General features: G+C 36.5%; 12 protein-coding genes and 3 pseudogenes. 4 read left to right on the top strand and 11 right to left on the bottom strand.

Translation table 11 applies throughout. The features are described 5' to 3' along the window. Window positions 1-101: 101 nt before the first annotated feature. Together M3593_RS15465 and M3593_RS15460 are read right to left on the bottom strand one after the other, a co-directional pair. Window positions 102-785, bottom strand: a complete 684-nt coding sequence (locus M3593_RS15465) for a DUF421 domain-containing protein (protein WP_251545028.1) — start codon at window positions 783-785, stop codon at window positions 102-104. Between the two features lie 1,043 nt (window positions 786-1,828). Then, entirely contained in the window at window positions 1,829-3,022 is a 1,194-nt protein-coding gene (locus tag M3593_RS15460; RefSeq protein WP_251545027.1) for an ISL3 family transposase, read from the bottom strand. A gap of 342 nt (window positions 3,023-3,364) precedes the next feature. On the opposite strand from M3593_RS15460, the pseudogene M3593_RS15455 reads away from it, so the two are divergent. Continuing rightward, window positions 3,365-4,717: pseudogene (locus M3593_RS15455) on the top strand (IS3 family transposase). Window positions 4,718-4,781: 64 nt separating this feature from the next. Here the strand turns inward: M3593_RS15455 and M3593_RS15450 are convergent. Both M3593_RS15450 and M3593_RS15445 read right to left on the bottom strand, forming a co-directional pair. Beyond that, window positions 4,782-6,157 (bottom strand): annotated as a pseudogene (locus M3593_RS15450) (transposase). 519 nt (window positions 6,158-6,676) lie between these two features. Further along, complete coding sequence (locus M3593_RS15445; RefSeq protein WP_251544649.1) at window positions 6,677-8,194, bottom strand: phospholipase D-like domain-containing protein; 1,518 nt, start codon at window positions 8,192-8,194, stop codon at window positions 6,677-6,679. Between the two features lie 316 nt (window positions 8,195-8,510). Between M3593_RS15445 and M3593_RS15440 the strand changes: the two genes are divergently transcribed. Then, entirely contained in the window at window positions 8,511-8,777 is a 267-nt protein-coding gene (locus tag M3593_RS15440) for a hypothetical protein (protein ID WP_026562888.1), read from the top strand. Between the two features lie 13 nt (window positions 8,778-8,790). After that, window positions 8,791-9,129: a spore coat protein gene (locus M3593_RS15435; RefSeq protein ID WP_095308193.1), complete on the top strand. Its 339-nt coding sequence runs from the start codon at window positions 8,791-8,793 to the stop codon at window positions 9,127-9,129. Window positions 9,130-9,415: 286 nt separating this feature from the next. On the opposite strand, the gene M3593_RS15430 is transcribed toward M3593_RS15435, so the two are convergent. From M3593_RS15430 to M3593_RS15420, 3 genes are all read right to left on the bottom strand, one after another. Next, window positions 9,416-10,246 carry a S8 family peptidase gene (locus M3593_RS15430; protein WP_251544650.1) on the bottom strand — a complete coding sequence of 277 codons (831 nt, stop codon included), beginning with the start codon at window positions 10,244-10,246 and terminating at the stop codon, window positions 9,416-9,418. After that, entirely contained in the window at window positions 10,168-10,794 is a 627-nt protein-coding gene (locus M3593_RS15425) for a S8 family serine peptidase (protein WP_251544651.1), read from the bottom strand. The genes M3593_RS15430 and M3593_RS15425 overlap by 79 nt, the downstream gene beginning before the upstream one ends. 586 nt (window positions 10,795-11,380) lie before the next feature. Continuing rightward, window positions 11,381-11,764 (bottom strand): hypothetical protein, encoded by a 384-nt coding sequence (locus M3593_RS15420; protein ID WP_236564809.1) that lies wholly within the window; start codon window positions 11,762-11,764, stop codon window positions 11,381-11,383. Window positions 11,765-11,970: 206 nt separating this feature from the next. Between M3593_RS15420 and M3593_RS15415 the strand changes: the two are divergent. Further along, a pseudogene (locus M3593_RS15415) lies at window positions 11,971-12,139 on the top strand (DUF1657 domain-containing protein). A gap of 791 nt (window positions 12,140-12,930) precedes the next feature. Here the strand turns inward: M3593_RS15415 and M3593_RS15410 are convergent. The 4 genes from M3593_RS15410 to M3593_RS15395 all read right to left on the bottom strand — a co-directional run bounded on the left by M3593_RS15410 (window position 12,931) and on the right by M3593_RS15395 (window position 17,192). Beyond that, window positions 12,931-13,371 (bottom strand): hypothetical protein, encoded by a 441-nt coding sequence (locus tag M3593_RS15410; RefSeq protein WP_115596644.1) that lies wholly within the window; start codon window positions 13,369-13,371, stop codon window positions 12,931-12,933. A gap of 106 nt (window positions 13,372-13,477) precedes the next feature. Beyond that, window positions 13,478-13,993, bottom strand: coding sequence for a hypothetical protein (locus tag M3593_RS15405; RefSeq protein ID WP_235252822.1), 516 nt, complete (start codon window positions 13,991-13,993; stop codon window positions 13,478-13,480). Between the two features lie 509 nt (window positions 13,994-14,502). Further along, window positions 14,503-15,669 (bottom strand): Ger(x)C family spore germination protein, encoded by a 1,167-nt coding sequence (locus M3593_RS15400; RefSeq protein ID WP_251544652.1) that lies wholly within the window; start codon window positions 15,667-15,669, stop codon window positions 14,503-14,505. Continuing rightward, window positions 15,666-17,192: a spore germination protein gene (locus tag M3593_RS15395; protein ID WP_251544653.1), complete on the bottom strand. Its 1,527-nt coding sequence runs from the start codon at window positions 17,190-17,192 to the stop codon at window positions 15,666-15,668. Before M3593_RS15395 ends, M3593_RS15400 begins: the two co-directional genes overlap by 4 nt.

Below are 17,192 nucleotides of genomic sequence, written 5' to 3'. Positions count from 1 at the left end.
ATCCGATTCATTAAAACATTAGCCTACATAGACGTTACAAAATTGTTTAGGTTTTCGTTGAAGTTACTTGTTTAATGTATTCAGGTTATAAAAGAACAATTTTATTTAGGGCTTATATGTATACCTTCACTCTCTCGCCAATCTGCGTAGAGTATACGCTTTTCATTTTCATATCCATTAGCAGTTAATTTGTTATGTAACCACTGTTTATCAAAGCCGTGTTCATGTAAGTTATCCCATAAAATTTCTCCATCTATAATTAACGATGTTGGGAGGTCTACTGGACTTTCTGGAAGATTAAAATCTTGCTTTTCTGGTTTTTGATACTTAGATTTTAATAATATGCTTAATTGCCCATTAGCTTCCAATATACCGTATTTGACTTCACGAACTGAAAAAACATTATTTTGTCGAAGCAAACTCAATACCTGATTTATATCCAATTTGTTCTTTTTAAGTAACTTTCTGTCGATGACACCATTCCGAATGATGATATTAGGATTGCCTAAAAAGAGAGAACGTGCCGATTTGTTTTTTAGAGTTATAAACTCTATCCCCAACATGAGAAGAGTCCACAATCCGATGGCATATAAAAAATGAAAAGTCCTTACCTTATCTTCATAAATGGTATTTCCCAAAAAATCCCCAAGTACTAATATAAAAACTAAGTGAAACGGGGTTAACTGAGAGATAGATGTTCTGCCTGTGATGATAATAATAAAAAATAAAGCGACAAAACCTACGATAACTTTGATCGTCAGGAAACTAATGTTAATTTCTTCCAATGTGCTTTTCCTCCCGTTAAATTATCCTTTTTTTGAGTTCTCTAATTTAAATTCGGCTAACTTATGAAAGGATATACAGACTCCTTACATTTTTGAGTTGATTAAGGTGGTAAATATCAAATTATTTTAGTAGTACGGAGCTAGTTTTAAGATAAAAATATTACCAATTTTTTTGTTATCAGCAACACTATAAGGAAAGAATTGTTAAACAAGGAAACTGAGTTATCCCTAATTTTCAAGAAAAATAAAAATGGTTGGACTGTAGATTTAATATTGGTCATTTCACTTTACTTAGTTGTAAATCTTAAGATTTAGAAAAAGAGGCTAGTTTTAGTATTAAAGCTCGAGTTACAATTCCAACAATGATGTAATATATGAATGAATATCTGTATCTCACTCTAAATAATTAACAAGTTTGACCCACTCGCAAAAGGGTTCACCTATAAAGGCATATGTTAGGGCCATAATGATCTGGGCTAAAATAAAAGATTTCCATGTTCTAAAATATTGATATAACAACATGTAAGCTACAGGTACCATTGAAAAATCAAAAGGAAAGGCCCGAGGATTAATAGGTAGGAATCAATGGGGTAATCCCAAAAACTATATTGTGCACCAACTACATCTAATAAGGTGTTGTCATCATAATTATTGTACCAAATAACAAAATTTCTAAAATAATGTCTCGTTTAACAAGTTTAGCCCATATAACCCAAGGCACAATTAAAAAAACGACTAATATCCACCATTCCCAAGTTAAAAACTCATTTTTTAGCCAACCATTTAATTCTAAATGATAGAGCTTATCTTCTAATAAACGTATTTCCTTAAGATTTTCAAATATATTATTTATTGGTCTCTTCACCATTGTTTGTGATTTAGAAAAAATTCCGGTAATAAGTTAGCTAGATTAGAGCTACTCACAATCTCTCCTTCTTCAGCTTACAGACCGGCCAGTTGGTGGAAAAGATGCGGTCAAGTGCTTTCCTTGACGGCATCTTTTCCACCAACTATTATCCACCATAATGCTGAAGAAGGAGGGGCTAGAATCCCTGTTTCTCATAAGTCTGTCCTGTACACTCTAAAAATACACGTGTTCTAAACCGATGAAGGTTTCTATATCCATAAGCTCGCCGTTTAATGTTTTTGATTTTATGATTCGTGCCTTCAGTGCGCCCATTTGTGTACGGTGTTTTAAAGTATTGCAGAATTTGGTCTCGCCAGTTTTCAATCGTTTTAGCCACGTCATGAAAGGATGGAAATGGGCTACTCCAAGCTAATTTAATCCACTCTCTTAATAAATGGTCGGCTGTTTCATAATCCTTTGATTTATAGAAGTCTCTGAATAGCTCTTTAAGATAATACCCATAAGCAAGACTTTCGTGTGTATCTAATAATTCATCTAGTCGTTCACGATGCTTTTGCTTTACATTTTCATAACTTTTCAGGAGATGAAATCGAGCTTTCTTTAAGCCGGGTATTTTCTTGCGAACTTGGTCTAACGCTTGAATAACTTTTTGAACAACGTGGTACTTATCGACAATGATTTGGGCAGTTGGAAAAGCCGTTCGGATGGCTTTATGAAAGGGATCCCACATGTCTACCACAACGTTCTTGACCTGTTCGGGATGAAAGACCTTTAAAGATAAGAGTTCCAAAGTTGAATGAAAATCACGGTGCTGATGCATGCCCATGACAGCTCCTAAATTGGCATCATACAGGACGGTTTCATATTTATGTCCTTTGCGAACAGCGACTTCATCAAGACTCAACGTGATTTCTTGATTAGCCTGTTTTTCTTCGATGGCGGCTTGATGATCCCTAGCCTTTTCGGCAGCGACTGAATAGAAAATGCGCTCAACTGTGGAGTAAGCAATTTGGTATTTTCGGCTAATATCTTGAATGGTTGTCCCAAGAACTTGTTCATAGATAAACTGACGAAAGCGATTGGTGTAGTGCTGGTGGGAAGCAACAGATTCATAAGAAACTGAAAACACTTCTTCACAATTCTGGCATCGATATCTTTTAACACAGACCATTAAAAATAAAGGCTTATTAAGTACAGATAAATCCCGTACTTTTCTTGTCCTCTTGTCGTGGACAATTGATGAGTGAAAGCCGCAATGAGGGCAGCGTTCCTCTTCTGTCTTTGTCTCGACATGAACTAAATAATGAGTAGAAAAAATTTCTTGATTAACAACTTCAAATTCTGGCAATTCTAGTAACACGGAAAACACGTGAAAACCTCCTAATGTTTGTTGGCTAACTAACATTATTGCCAGGAATTCAAAAGTGTTTTCCTTTTTTTTGTGCTAAATCACAAATAATGATGATGAATCATTTATTGATATCACCCCTATATTTAAATTAAAAGATAACAGATATTTTTGAATTCAAACTCTTTGAGCTGCCTTTTTAGTATTACCGTTTTTTAGTAATGAATTTCCATCGTAAATAAGAAAAAAACCCATGTTGGAAGTTTGAACTATACCCCGGATAGCGGACACTGATAAAAAAGTGCCCCTATCCGGGGTTTTTTGTGTTTCAATAGATTTAATGAAAGTGGGCGGAGGATTATTATGAGTAAGAATATCTATAATGAATTCCAAATTAAAGAGCTTGAGAAGAATCCTAATGTTTTGAGCGCTTCTGAAAGGTCAATCTCCTATAGTCCTGAGTTTAAGCTAAAAGCAGTTACGGATTACAAAAGTGGAAAAACACCATCGCAAATCTTTATTGAACAAGGCTTTGACCTAGACATGATCGGTAAGGAACAACCCAAACGTTGTCTTAAGCGTTGGAGGGATTCTTATGAAAGGTTTGGAGAGGAAGGTTTCCTTACGGAACGTAGAGGCAAAGGGAGTACTGGACGCCCTTCTTCAAGGCATCTTTCCGTAGAAGAGAAATTAAGGAAGCTGAGGCAAGAATTAAATTCCTTGAGGCAGAGAATGACTTCCTAAAAAAGCTGGAAGAATTAGAAAGGCAGGTGTTGAAGAAGAAACGATTTTAACGGAAGCTGAGAAGTTTTCTCTGATTGAGAAAACGATAAGAATACATCAGTTAAAGAAAGCTGTTTCCTACCTGTGTAAACTGGCAGGTGTCAGCCGAGATTGGTTGAAGGCTGCACTTTTACGGGCTCAACGTGACGAGCGGATGAATTGGATATAGAGTTAATCCAAGAAATATTCATAAGCAAAAAAGAAAAAGTAGGTGCCCTCCAGATTAAAATGATCATGGAGAATGATTATTCAGCAGTAATGAACCACAAGAAGATAAGGCGTTTGATGGCAAAATATAATCTTGAAACAAAAGTAAGGAAAGCCAATCCTTATCGTAAGATGGCCAAGGCAACCCAGGAACATCGAACCTGCCCTAACCTTCTAAACCGTAAATTCAATCAGGAGGAACCAGGGAAAGTCCTGCTTACTGACATTACTTATCTTTATTATGGAAAGGGGCAAAAAGCATATTTATCCTGCGTAAAGGACGGAGCTGCAAGGGAAATTATTGCGTATCACCTGTCCACGTCATTAGAGATGGACATCGTCTATAAGACGTTGAAAAAGTTGGAGGCAGCTGTTGGCAATCATTTTCATCCAGAAGCCATGTTATATTCTGACCAAGGTATGCACTATACGCATCCTCTATTCCAAAGCAAAGTGAAAAAGCTTGGCTTAACTCAATCAATGTCCCGAAAGGGAAACTGTTGGGATAACGCACCAATGGAGAGTTTCTTTGGACATTTTAAAGATTTAGCAGAGTATAAATCACTTGATAATTTGAAGGATGTAAAGAAATAAGTAGATCGAGTAATCGAAGAATATAATCATCACCGTTATCAATGGGGATTAAATAAAATGACCCCGGTACAATACGAGGCCACTGAAAATCTGCCGATTCTAAGATTTTCTTTCCGTCCTCTAATCAAATAGCCAATCCCCTTTCTGATAAAGGAAGGGGATTGGCTTTTTTCTTGTTTTATATATCTATTTTTCCCTATTTTTCTTTTATTAGCTTCAGTATTCTTTTAAGATTCACAGTGAAGATAGATATGGCCCCCTGCAATTCCATGCCAATTAGACCCGAGGATGTGGCTACATCATACCCGTGTCTGTGTTTTAATTCACTATTCTTCGCTTCGATTTTGTATCGTTCTTTGGCTTTCTGCTTAAAGTATTCGCTTTCTTGAAATTGAGCCTGTTCCGTGTGTTCTAGTGACTTTATGGTAACGGAATAGGTTTTACTTTTGGCCCCATCTTTATAGCACCCTTCTCTAAAAGGGCACCTTTGGCATTTTTCAATATCAAAATAATACGTATCTTTTGGTTTTCCCCTACATTCTTTTTCCCAGTTCGAGCTTTTCTTATCGCCATATGCCCAGCTTGACATACGTACATTCCGGCATCTTTGTTAAAATCGAACTCATCTTCTTTCTTGCGGTTTCCTGTGACCAGAGGGTTCAATTTGGCGACCAATCTGATCTCTTTCTTCTTGGTGTATTTTATATTTTCTTTTTCAGAGTACGCTTTGTCCCCGATGACGGTCTCAACTTCCAATCCTGCTTCCACGCTTTTCTCAATGAGTGTTTCAAGTTGCTTCCCATCATTCTTTTCACCAGTCGTGATGACAGCTGCAGTAATAATTCGTTCTTCGCTCATTGCCATGTGTGTCTTGTATCCAAAAAAGAAGGAGTCAACTGCCTTGTGGCCAACTTTTGCATCCTGGTCCTTCAGACACTGGAGCTGTTCAATATCGTCTGTAACAGTTTCCTTCAATAGGTTAAGTTGTTCCTTCACCTTGGGATACTGCAGAAGGACCTCTTCCTTCTCGATGACTTTGATGAGTTCCTGGGAGTAGGAAATTTCATCCTCCAGCACGTCTGTTTTTGTTTTGGGTGGAAATTTCTCCTTCATAGACTCATCTATCTGGTAAATAGCCTTTCTCAAGTTCTTGGAGCGCTCCATCAGCGCTTCCTTTGGTGTCATCTGATTATAACGGGCTTTTGTATGTGTCGCGTCCACGATATCCTTGAGTCTCAATTTACGGAATTTAGTCAAGGAGCTTGGATCAATGACTTCTTCTTCTGGAGTCATGTCCAGAAAGTATTTGAAGGACATGTCGTATCGGGACCGTTCCACAATGTCTACGTCAGAGAGGTCATGAATGGTTTTTAACAATAAAAATTTGAACATCCGGATAGGGTCGATGGCATTCCGGCCATTATTCAGGCAATACTTGGACTCTAGCTCATCATACACAAAAGAAAAGTCGACAAGGTCGTTGATCATGTGCAACATATTATCTTTAGGAACGATTAGATTATAGAGATCCATATAAGGGCTAAGCTTTAATGACTGTTGTTTTGGAATCATCGGAACCACCTGCTTCAGTTAGATACTTTTAATTATAGGCTTTTCTTAAATAAAAAGGGGGGTATTATTGTTTTTTCAATTTCTGATGATAAACGGTTGATTGGGGCGGAAGGTGGGAGACTCCTGCGGGATCAGCGGGACAGGTGAGACCCCGCAGGAGCTTTAGCGACGAGGAGGCTCACCGCACGCCCCGCGGAAAGCGAGCATCCTGGAGCGCAAATCAACCTCTGCTTATTAATAACAACAATGTCTAAGAATACAGCTGATTATAAATGAAAAAAGCAGAAACCCTGAAAATAAGGATTTCTGCTTTTTAATAGTTTAAGGACTTTTTCAGTGGCCACGTACAATACCGGTGCCACTTATTAGCCTCATAGGCGCTTTTTTAAACTGTCCGTAAACGGGGGCACAGTTCAGTTCTTATAACACGGGTTTTTTCAAATAAATCAGAAATATTTAAAAACAAAAATTTTTAAAATCTAGATTTAAGATAGAACAATAAAAACAGGATACATCAACTTATAATAATGGAGAAAACAGGCGAGCACCCTGTTCAACAATGCGCTCGGTCAGGGATCGTTGCAACAAGTCTTCAATTCTTATTGGTACAGAATCAGTAAGATCCCTCTCGAACTGCTCTGTGAGTTCCCTTGCCACATCAGCACTGTACACGACTTGACACACCTCATAATTCAGGCGAAAACTCCTCATATCATAGTTTGCTGCGCCTACTTCTGCAATTTCCTCATCTATGATCATCAGCTTCGCATGCAACATCCCTTTGTCGTACTGGTAGATCTGGACTCCAGCTTCTATAAGTTCCCCGTAATAGGTACGGCTTGCAAAGCCTACGATTTTTTGATCAATGTGGCGAGGAACCAGTAATCTTACGCGAACACCACGAGCCACAGCTGTCTTTAATGCCATGATAATATCTGTTTCTGGTACAAAGTAAGGTGTCGTTATATCAATCGTCTTGGTTGCCTGTGTTATGCATATAAAGTAAGCTTGCCGAATGACTGGAGTAGGAACTCCGGGATTTCCTTCCAACGTATGGATGTACGCTTTTTGCAAATTCCCTGTCTTTGGGGAATTATCTGTCATTTTACCATCTATGGCATACAACTCAGATCCCAATTCGGCTGACAATCTGGAAAGATCTACGCTGCCGGTTGGATTGGTTTCCTTTGATTTATATTTTTGGATTTTAGTATTTTTTTTCGTTGCCTTAGATTTTGTTTTTGACTTTATCCGTTCCGGCAAAGCGATATTCCAATGAACGTCGAAGATTGTTTGCAAATCGACTGCTACTTCCCCTATGATTTGCAAATGAGTGTCCCGCCAAAATCCTACATCAGGCTTTAATCCTGTATATTCATACCCCACGTTCATACCGCCAGTAAAGGATTCCTTTCCGTCGATCGTAACAATCTTACAATGATCCCGGTAATTCCAATTGGACATAATCCAGGGGAATCGTAAAGGAAATATTGTCCGGCATTCTATTCCTGCATCCATCATCTGAAGGATTATGTGACGCGGAAATTTTTTGCTCCCCAAACCATCTCTTATAAAACGAACCCTGACTCCGTTTGCTGCTTTTTCGATCAGTAGTTCTGTGATACGATTACCAATTTGGTCATTCCGATAAATGTAATATTCCAGGTCAATCGTTTTTTGGGCTTTTTGTAGGGATTTGATGAGTTGTTCATACTTTGCTAATCCATTGTTAAGTACTTGGACTTGGCCAACTCGAAGCCCATTTACGGCGAAATGCCGTAAAGAATCAGCAATTACCGATGCTGAATCACTATATGTATCAGGTAATTTATCAGACTCATTATGAGAAGAGGTCAATCTTTTCCGATGAATACGCCTGGGATTTGATGTACTAAGATATAGCCAGATACCAATGATTGGCAAAATAAGGACGATTGTTATCCAATTCAAAGCCTTGGCAGGGCTACGAACTTCCCAAATTGCTATGAATAACATAAAGAACATACTTAACAGGTATAGATAAAAAATCCACTCCAACTGGAATCACTCCTTCTTTTTCTCTTAACATGTACAAACTATGTAACCAGTATACGTATGGAATATGAAGGGATTGTCTGTTATATATTATGGACTACCTTTATAAGAACTTTTATAAGATATTAAGAACGAAAAAAAGAGAATTAAGATTGGGTAAGTTCTGACATCACGAAAGGCGTAATGATCTGGGCACTGTCCTAACTAGAGACTTAGTGATTTTGAAAATTACCATCTGGTAAATTCCTAAATATAGGTATAGTTTTTTATAAATTTGGAAAGTTACAGTGGTAAATGAAGCAATAAGGAGGAACTGTTCATGCAACAGCAACAACCGAATCAATCTCAAAGTCAGCCGCCGGTCTTTCAAGAGCCACCACAGGTGCTCACAGGAAAAGATTTTAATTACTTAAAGGACATGCTATCGTGGAACCTTTTAGGATTCAAAAAGGCACATTTTGCAGCAGGCCAGTGCCAAGATCAACAGGTCGTAGCAGCCCTTGAAAAGGCATGCATGATGCACGAAAGACATTATCAGCGCATTTTGCAGCATTTGGAGCAAAATGTGAACCAAATGAATCAATAAGGGGACATACAAAATGAATAACAATCAAAACAAGATTCAAAATCCAGAAACACCTATACCAAAAACACCTGAGATGAATGAACGTGACTTCCTAAACGATATGCTTTCGTATGAAAAGTACATTACGGCATCTTATTCTACGGCAATGAATGAGGCAAGCCACGCTTCGCTATATCAGGACATTCACGCGATTTTCGACGAAACGAAGAATTTGCAGCGTGAACTGTATAATCTGATGTTTCAAAAGGGATGGTATTCGCTTGAAGCGGAACAGCCACAAAAACTTCAACAGGCGGCACAGCAGTTTACAGGGTACATGTCCCAGTTTCCGCATAATCCTCCAATACAATAAGGTCGTAAAAAGCTATGGTAACCAGTCCATAGCTTTTAAATTATTCAATTTTTTCATATAGACTACCCTTAGTTAAACCGTTGTAACTTTTCCAGAAAATCCATTTGGCGAATAGGGGATTGCTTGTGAAGGATTTTCCTAGCAATATGATGTCAGAACCCAGAATTAGGAACCACTTTGGGATGAATTCAAAAATTTCAAGGTGTTTTTTAACTACAAAAGGCAACTTTTATAAAGGTTCATTGCCTTTTGCCTGACATGGGGTCAATAGGGGGAGTATTTCAGATTATTCATTTTGGGCTGCCTCCAGTGCATTCTTTACATCAATTAAGCCATTGCCGAAATCGCTATCATTTCCTGGGATTCCTAAATCATATGCAGAATTCTTAATAATGTCTATTACTTCTCTGTTAGTTAAATTAGGGTTTGCAGAAAGCAAGAGCCCAGCAAGTCCTGCCACATGAGGCGAAGCCATAGAAGTACCTGATAAAGCTGCATACTGCTGGTTAAAATAGGTGCTCGTAATTTGGACTCCGGGAGCTGAGACATCAATATAATCCCCGTAATTTGAGAAAGATGCTCGTCGTCCTGTGTTGTCGACAGCTGACACACTTAAAACTTCAGGATATGCTGCTGGATAGCTCGGTTGCATAGTATTTTCATTTCCTGCTGCAGAAATCATGACTACATTTTTATTGTATGCATAATCGATTGCCTCTTTCAAAAGGGAAGAAGGCTGATAATTGCCTAAACTCATATTAATGACATTTGCTCCATGATCCACTGCCCAAATAATCCCTTTTGCTATATCAAAGGTCGTTCCATATCCTTCAGCACCCATTGCCTTTATAGGCATTATTTTGTTATACCAAGTGATGCCAGCAATGCCTTCTTGGTTGTTTGTTTCCGATGCAATGATTCCGGATACATGGGTGCCATGGCCATTGTCATCATCAGGAAAGTCGTTATTTTCCAGAACATTGTATCCATTTGTTAATCTTCTGCTCAAATCAGGATGGTCCAGATCAACCCCAGTGTCTATAACAGCAATAATAATATGTTCATCCCCTGTTGTAAATCCCAGCCTGCTTCGGCTTGAATGACCGGTAAGTTCCATTGATATTGTTCGCGGTATAGCAAATCATTAGGAAGTCCAATTTTATTTTGCAGATAAAGATAATTGGGTTCAGCAAATTCAACAATAGCCTGTCCGTTAAAGTATTCAATTAGTTCCGAAGTTGAAAGCTCATTGGAATGAAAAGCAATCGTAGAATTCAGATCTTCAATGATTTTACCATTTATCTCACTTGCCATCCGTTCTAAATCCTGCGTTGTTGGGTGAACCTTGAATTTGACGGTTACTTCTTTCTTAATATAATGACTCTCAGTTTTTTCATTGTGTTTAATAAGAAAAACGGAAGGATCATTTCTTAAGTGATTCTTTATGGTTTCATCCATGGCAATGCTGTTTATTTGAAGAACATTTTTTTCGCTTTCAACATTTTGGACTCTGGTTATAGGGGTATTAAATCTGTTTTTGACAGCTACAGTTTCATTTTCGTGATTCTCTGTGTTTCTTGTATTTTGTACTAAAAATAGTAACCCTATGGATAAAAGAATAAGTATGGAAACGGTAACCAATAAGGCCCTTGGTATTTTTCTCATGAGACACCTCTAAATAGTATTGTTATTAGCTTGTTTAGTCACAGGGGTTTTAACGATGAAATAAATGGAAATAAAATAGGAGTTTCGTTTACGTTGCTATTAAAGAAAGAAAAGATGATTAGCTTTTGCTATTACTTATTTCTTTATTTGTTTTTTCAAATTAGGGTATGTAGGCAAATGTCTAGTCCTAGGATAATTAGGAAAATAAGATAAAACTAAATATATTCAATTTAAGAAAGGGGAGTTATAAAAATTATACAATATCATAATTACATGTCTTATTATCATCCTCAATATTCCAGCCAGTTTTCGCAATACCCTGAGCTGAAGGAAGTGCTACAATAACCTATTTAATTGGCATAGACCGCTTATTTAACGGTTGAATCTTGGGAAATTAATAAAATGTTTTAAAAATAGTTGATATGTTCCATGCTTATAAAGGAAAACTAGTAGAGTTGAAATGTTTAAATGTATTTTTGTACTATTGGTTAAAAAAACAACAATTGAGCTTTATCATAACAGTTAAATTTGGAGCAATAAGGCACACCGTTTGAAAACAAACGGTGTGCCTTATTGCTGTTAATATTTATTCATCTATATTATCTGGATCGTTTACATCTTTAGGATCTTCAATGGGTTCTTCTGCATCAGGGACTAAATCAGCTTCATCATCTTTATTTTCATCTATATTATCTGGGTCATTTGCATCTTCAGGATCTTCAATGGGTTCTTCTGTGTCAGGATCTACATCCACTTCAGGTGGTGGTGGATCCTTATCCTCTTCTACATTATTACACCCCAATAACATGATGGCAGATAGAAAAACTGCTGTTAATAGCCTTAACCACTTTAGATTCATTTTTATCGTCCTCTCTATTGGTTGTTTACTTTCAATATTATCTTCTCCTTCCACTTTTTTATACGAACATTTTAACTTAACATCAATAAAATTAAGGTCCTTAATCACCAAACAGTAGCGGCCTAGGTGTCAGGAATTGAAGATAAAAAATGTAGTACAGAGGAAAAGAGGCTTCTATCAAAAAAATGGTGCCATTTATCAAATATAATTACATAACTGTGGGTTTTTGGTCATTTAAAAGCAGGATAAAATTGGAGTTATAAAAAATATTCTTATACATCATTCTAATAAAGTAAAAATTAAAGGCGGCGTTATTTATAACAGTAAAAAATGACGTAAAGACAGCTCTACCAGGATTTGCAGGCTAGCTTCGAAACATTTGCAATCAACAAGCTAAGCAGCTTTACCAAGAGGCTACAAACTCAATCCGTTCTACACAGCGTTGAACCACGCGTTCAACAAATCGAACAAGAAGAACCGCAATAAGCCTAAGATGGAAGCCAAGCTTCCCAAGGCAGTACGCAAGGAGCACAAAATCAATAAGGAAATGAGTTTACAAGCAAAAATAATGAACAACAAGTAAGACAACAAAACAAACAAGCCCAGTCTCATAAAAAAAATAACTGAAGCACACGTTCGTAAAAATTACAATTCTAAGCTTTATGTCGCAACATTCTTGGTATATTACAGAGAGCGAATAAAAACTAAGCTTTCTTACCAAGAGTTGTTTTATAAAAAATATAAAAGGAGCAAGTGTTATGCGATTACCCGAAGACTTTATAAGAGCTAGGCATAAAAAAGAAGGGTTAAGTTTAGATCAATGCTTTTCAAATCCTATCATACATAGGGAGATACATGGGAATAAGGTATTCGTTCCATTGGATTTAAAGAGAATTTGGAATCAATAAAAGTTTTTAGCAATGAAATATAGCAACCGTTTTGATTATAAGGCTATTTTATATATAAGGGATCCCACCAACAAAAAGCGCTTAAAACATACGCTAAGCATAATTCGTCATGAATAAAGCCGATTTTTCCTCAACTTACGAGAAATAATCGGCTTTATGGATAAGGGGGCAATCGATTGTCAAAATGAATCCATTCCTAAATACTATTTAAAAACCGGTTGATGTGAAACCATTACCATAATCTAAAAAAAGAGTATTATTCGGGGTGACACAAAAATAATTTATTCAAGTGGATTAACGGACTAGTGCGCCTAATATATGTGATATATATAAAGATATCTTACCATAGTGTAACGGGAGGGTAGTGATTTAGTACAGGATATCTGATGTTAAAAAGACTCCGGCAGGAGGAACGCCGTTCTGATATATAGGAGGTTCAGTGAGTGCTGTATCAGTTGTAGCAATCCAAGTTCCGTACTCACCTGCAAGCAAAGAGGGAGGTTTCATAATAAACCGTCCACTTAAAACGAAATGACGAATTCTAATCGAGGGATCATCAAATATAGTTAAGTTACCAAAAAATGAGGCATATGGTGAATCAAAACTTATTTGTTTGGTGTTTTCTTCCCAATACCCATTAATTTGAATAGGTGTACCACGAAAATTAATTGTACCAGATACTTTATTATTACCTGTAATAGAATTAATGATGAGTACTCCCCAAATAATGGGTCGACCGGCTATAGAAGCCGAAATACCCCATTTTGATGGAAAAGGTATACTAACCATGAGTTTCTGTGCAGTTTGCATAAGTTGATTCCTCGTTTCGTAATAATCATAAATACAAGAGTTTAAAGTTTAATTTCTATCTATACATCAGAGTGTTAAAAAAAGAAAGAAAGTCTAATAAATTATTTTAATATTTATTCATTTTGAATCTTCCATATTCGGTTTCGAACATTTCATTTACTTCCCAAGATTCAACGGTTTTATAAGCTGTTTGTTGATCAAAGCCTTTTCCCAGAAGATAGGCCATTGCGGCAATTTCAGTTAGCGCATGTTCATAGGAAGTAAGAGCAACTTCTTTTAGACCATAATCAACAAAAGGCTTTATTGCCATTAATGTTTCACTTTTCAAATCCTGATCCGAATTTTCTCTCTCATCGGATTCATTACCCTCTAGATTTGGATGTGCTTCTTTGTATAGCACCTCCCACTGTTCATACAGACTTGTAGCTGTCTCAAAGTCCTCAGAGTCTACTGTTAAATTTTTTTGTAATTTACTCATTAAATTGCGCCATGTCTCTTCCCATTCCTCTAAAGTTCTTAAGTCAAAGAGTTTTGAGAACTTCGGTTTCACACTTTCCCAATGAACATAAATGTCGGTACACCATCCCAATAAATATTTATAGTTTTCCGTTTGGGCTTCCATTTTTATTATCACCCTTTTTAAATTTTTTTACTTCTAAAAAAAGAAGCAATATCGCATGTTAAATGAGGTTAAATACCTTTTAAAACCAATTTACAATTCTATGGTATGTTTCACTTATGTCCCTAGACTAGGCCTTTGTCTCATTTAACAAAATAAATTTTGTTTTCTTTGCAAACGGATAAATATTTTGCATTCTGCAAGTATAATTTTCCTTTGCAAACAAGGCCGGTGTTAAAAGTATACAGGCATTTTTAAAACGTTCTTAACAAACAGATAAAGAGCAGGTAAGCTCAGGAACTTGATAAAAACCTGAAGGAAAGCCAACTCAATCGATTATGAAGTATATATAGGGGTCCTGCCGACAAAACGCGAATATTATACGCTAAGCAGATGTATTAGAATAAAAAGTCAATTCCATAAATTAAGAATTGACTTTTGTGTAATTAATGAAGCTCCTTCTATGTAATTTCGCTACTTAATATAGTTCCAGAATTACTCTTTTATCGTTCTTAATAATGTCCGTCTTGGTATTTCAATTTTCCTGAGTTCACTAAATTAACTTGAATGTTGATTTGCTCGATACTATCCTTATTTAAGAAAAATCGCTTTTCTTTTATCTCTTTATTCCATTTCTGGGGGTTCTCACGATATAATATTTCTCCTAACTTATAAACATCCGAATTTATCTCTACTCCTTTCTCAAAAGTCTTTAAAATCTCATCCCTTATTATTTTTTCAGTGTTAGCAATTAACTTATTTTCACTAATTTCCTTTAACTTTTCGTTTATTCCAGCTTGTACGACTATGTTAATGTTATATATCACTTGTTCGTTATGGATAACAGGTGTAATTTTTATCTTGGGTTTTTCTAATACTATAGAAACAATAGGTTGGTCATCTTCAACTATCCACAAAGGAGATCGAACAGTTTTTTCATCCATCCATCTTAGACCGTTTAAATCAGATTCAGAAAGCCAGCCTTGCAGATGCTTATTCCTTACAAAGAAAGCACCGTCATTTCTTAACAATGGTGCTTTATTATCTTCCTCTTTCCAATTTTCAGTGGATATTTTTATAGAAGGAATGTAAGCTGTTTGCCCAACAGGATCGCTATCTCGTATGAATTGGAAAAATTGAATAGGTTGTATGTAGGATCTTTGCTTATATCCTTCTCTTGGTTCGTGAAGAATGGTCGAAAGTCCAGATAAGGTGAAAAATGATTTTGTTTTAAATACATCTTCAATGGATTCCTTTGTAGCATACAATAAGATATTATATCGTATTTCCCGATACCGATTAATAAAATCAATAGAGGTTTTAATATCTTGCTCAAGTAGTTTATTGCTCAAAATTAGTGTAGACACATGTCCCCAAAAAAGTCTTTGTTGTGCATCCTTGTATAATTGATTTAATGCTTCTGTCATCGTAATTCCTTCACCTCTCCCAATCCAAACCGGTGGCTGCTTATCAGGTCTGGCGCCTTCTAGTCTAGCCACATTAGAAAAGTCCAGTAATTGAGCATAGGCTATATATTTTCCATCTTTATAGTCCATTCCAAGTGCTGCAACATAGTAAGTATCTTGTACTTCTTTGATATTCCAACATCCCGATAACACCGAACTAAAGAGAGTTATTATGCTTATTAAAAAGAGTTTACGTTTTTTCAATATCGTCACTCTCCTTCATCCGTCTTTGAGCTATCACGAGTACGAACATAACTTACTCGCTCTCTATAACTTTTCCATGGTAATCGAAACAGTGCTTTAAAAAAATCCGAACTAAACTTCGGAAATACTAAAGCTAAGTAAGGGATTCCGAAAGAACGTAACCTCGCTATATAAATAACGATAACAAATCCTGCAATCATAAAACCGTATAGACCCATAAAAATCGAACAAACAAGAACAAAGCCTCTGAGAATAGATATTGCACTTGCTAATATTTGGTTCACTAGTGTATACCCTGAAATGGCAGAAAGAGCCGTAATAACAATGACTGAAGGAGAAATAAAACCCGATCGAATTGCAGCGTCACCAATGATGAGTCCGCCCACCACGGAGAGGGTTTGTCCAAGAGGTGAGGGTAATCTTTGGCCAGCTTCACGGAACATTTCAAAAAGGAATAAAACAATCATAAGTTCTAATGGTGCAGGAAATGGCAAACCCGATCTTGCAACAGTTACAGTCGCAAGAAGAGGAAAAGGAATCTGATCTTGATGGTATGCAAGCAGTGCCATCCAGAAGCCGGGTAGGTAGACAGCTAAAAGAAATCCTATCCATCGATAAAATCGAGCTAACGAAATGGGTAAATAGTTAAAATGTGAATCTTCTGCTGCTTTAATCAAGAAAGTAATGGTTACAGGAGCAATAATGACTAACGGAGAGCCATCTACTATTACGATTATTCTACCTTGTAATAAACAATCTACTGCAAAGTCAGGTCTTGATGTATCAGCAGAAAGTGGGAAGATGGATAGAGACTGTTTGGACATCATTTCCTGCAATTGAGTTGAACTAATAATTCCATCAATCTCAACAATAGATAGTCGATTTTGAATGGTATCCAGCAGCTCCGTATTAACCACATCTTCTAGATATAATAACCCCACCTTAGTTTGAGATCTTTTTCCTATTGTATAAGATTGGTAAGATAGCGTTGGCGACCTTAGCCTTTTTCGAATTAGTGCTATATTTGTTGAGATATCCTCTGTGAAATTATCTCTTGGCCCACGTACAGATACCTCATAACTGGATTGTTCGGTTGAACGGTTTGGTTTATTGGATGCACTGACAGAAAAAAAAGCACTAAATTTCGGAAAATAAATAACTAAATTACCATCGAATATCTCTAAAGAGATGGAATTTAACCCTGTTTCCACCTTTAAAGGTGTCCATTCCAGCTCTTCGTGATTCCATTCCACTCCATCTTTAAATATTTTAGGGTGATTGTTTGTTATCATTTTTTTAAGTTGTGGAATGATATATTGATTTATTTGTTTCTTGTCAACTAAATTATCACAATAAATAAAAATGGCATCTATTTCTTGTTGTTCATCAGCAAATTTATGGAGTACAACTTTAACATCCTCACTATTTTGATAAGTAGAACGAATGATTTCAGCAGTTACTTCGTCAGTTGATTGAAAGGAAATATGATTAGAGTTTTTTTTCTTTTGGTATTTATGGTTGGAATTTCTCAA

The organism is Mesobacillus sp. MER 48 (genome assembly GCF_023714225.1).
In the GTDB taxonomy this organism is placed as follows: Bacteria; Bacillota; Bacilli; order Bacillales; family Cytobacillaceae; genus Mesobacillus; species Mesobacillus oceanisediminis_A.
The sequence above is the reverse complement of the archived record's forward strand: the minus strand, read 5'-3'. Positions and strand labels throughout refer to the sequence as shown.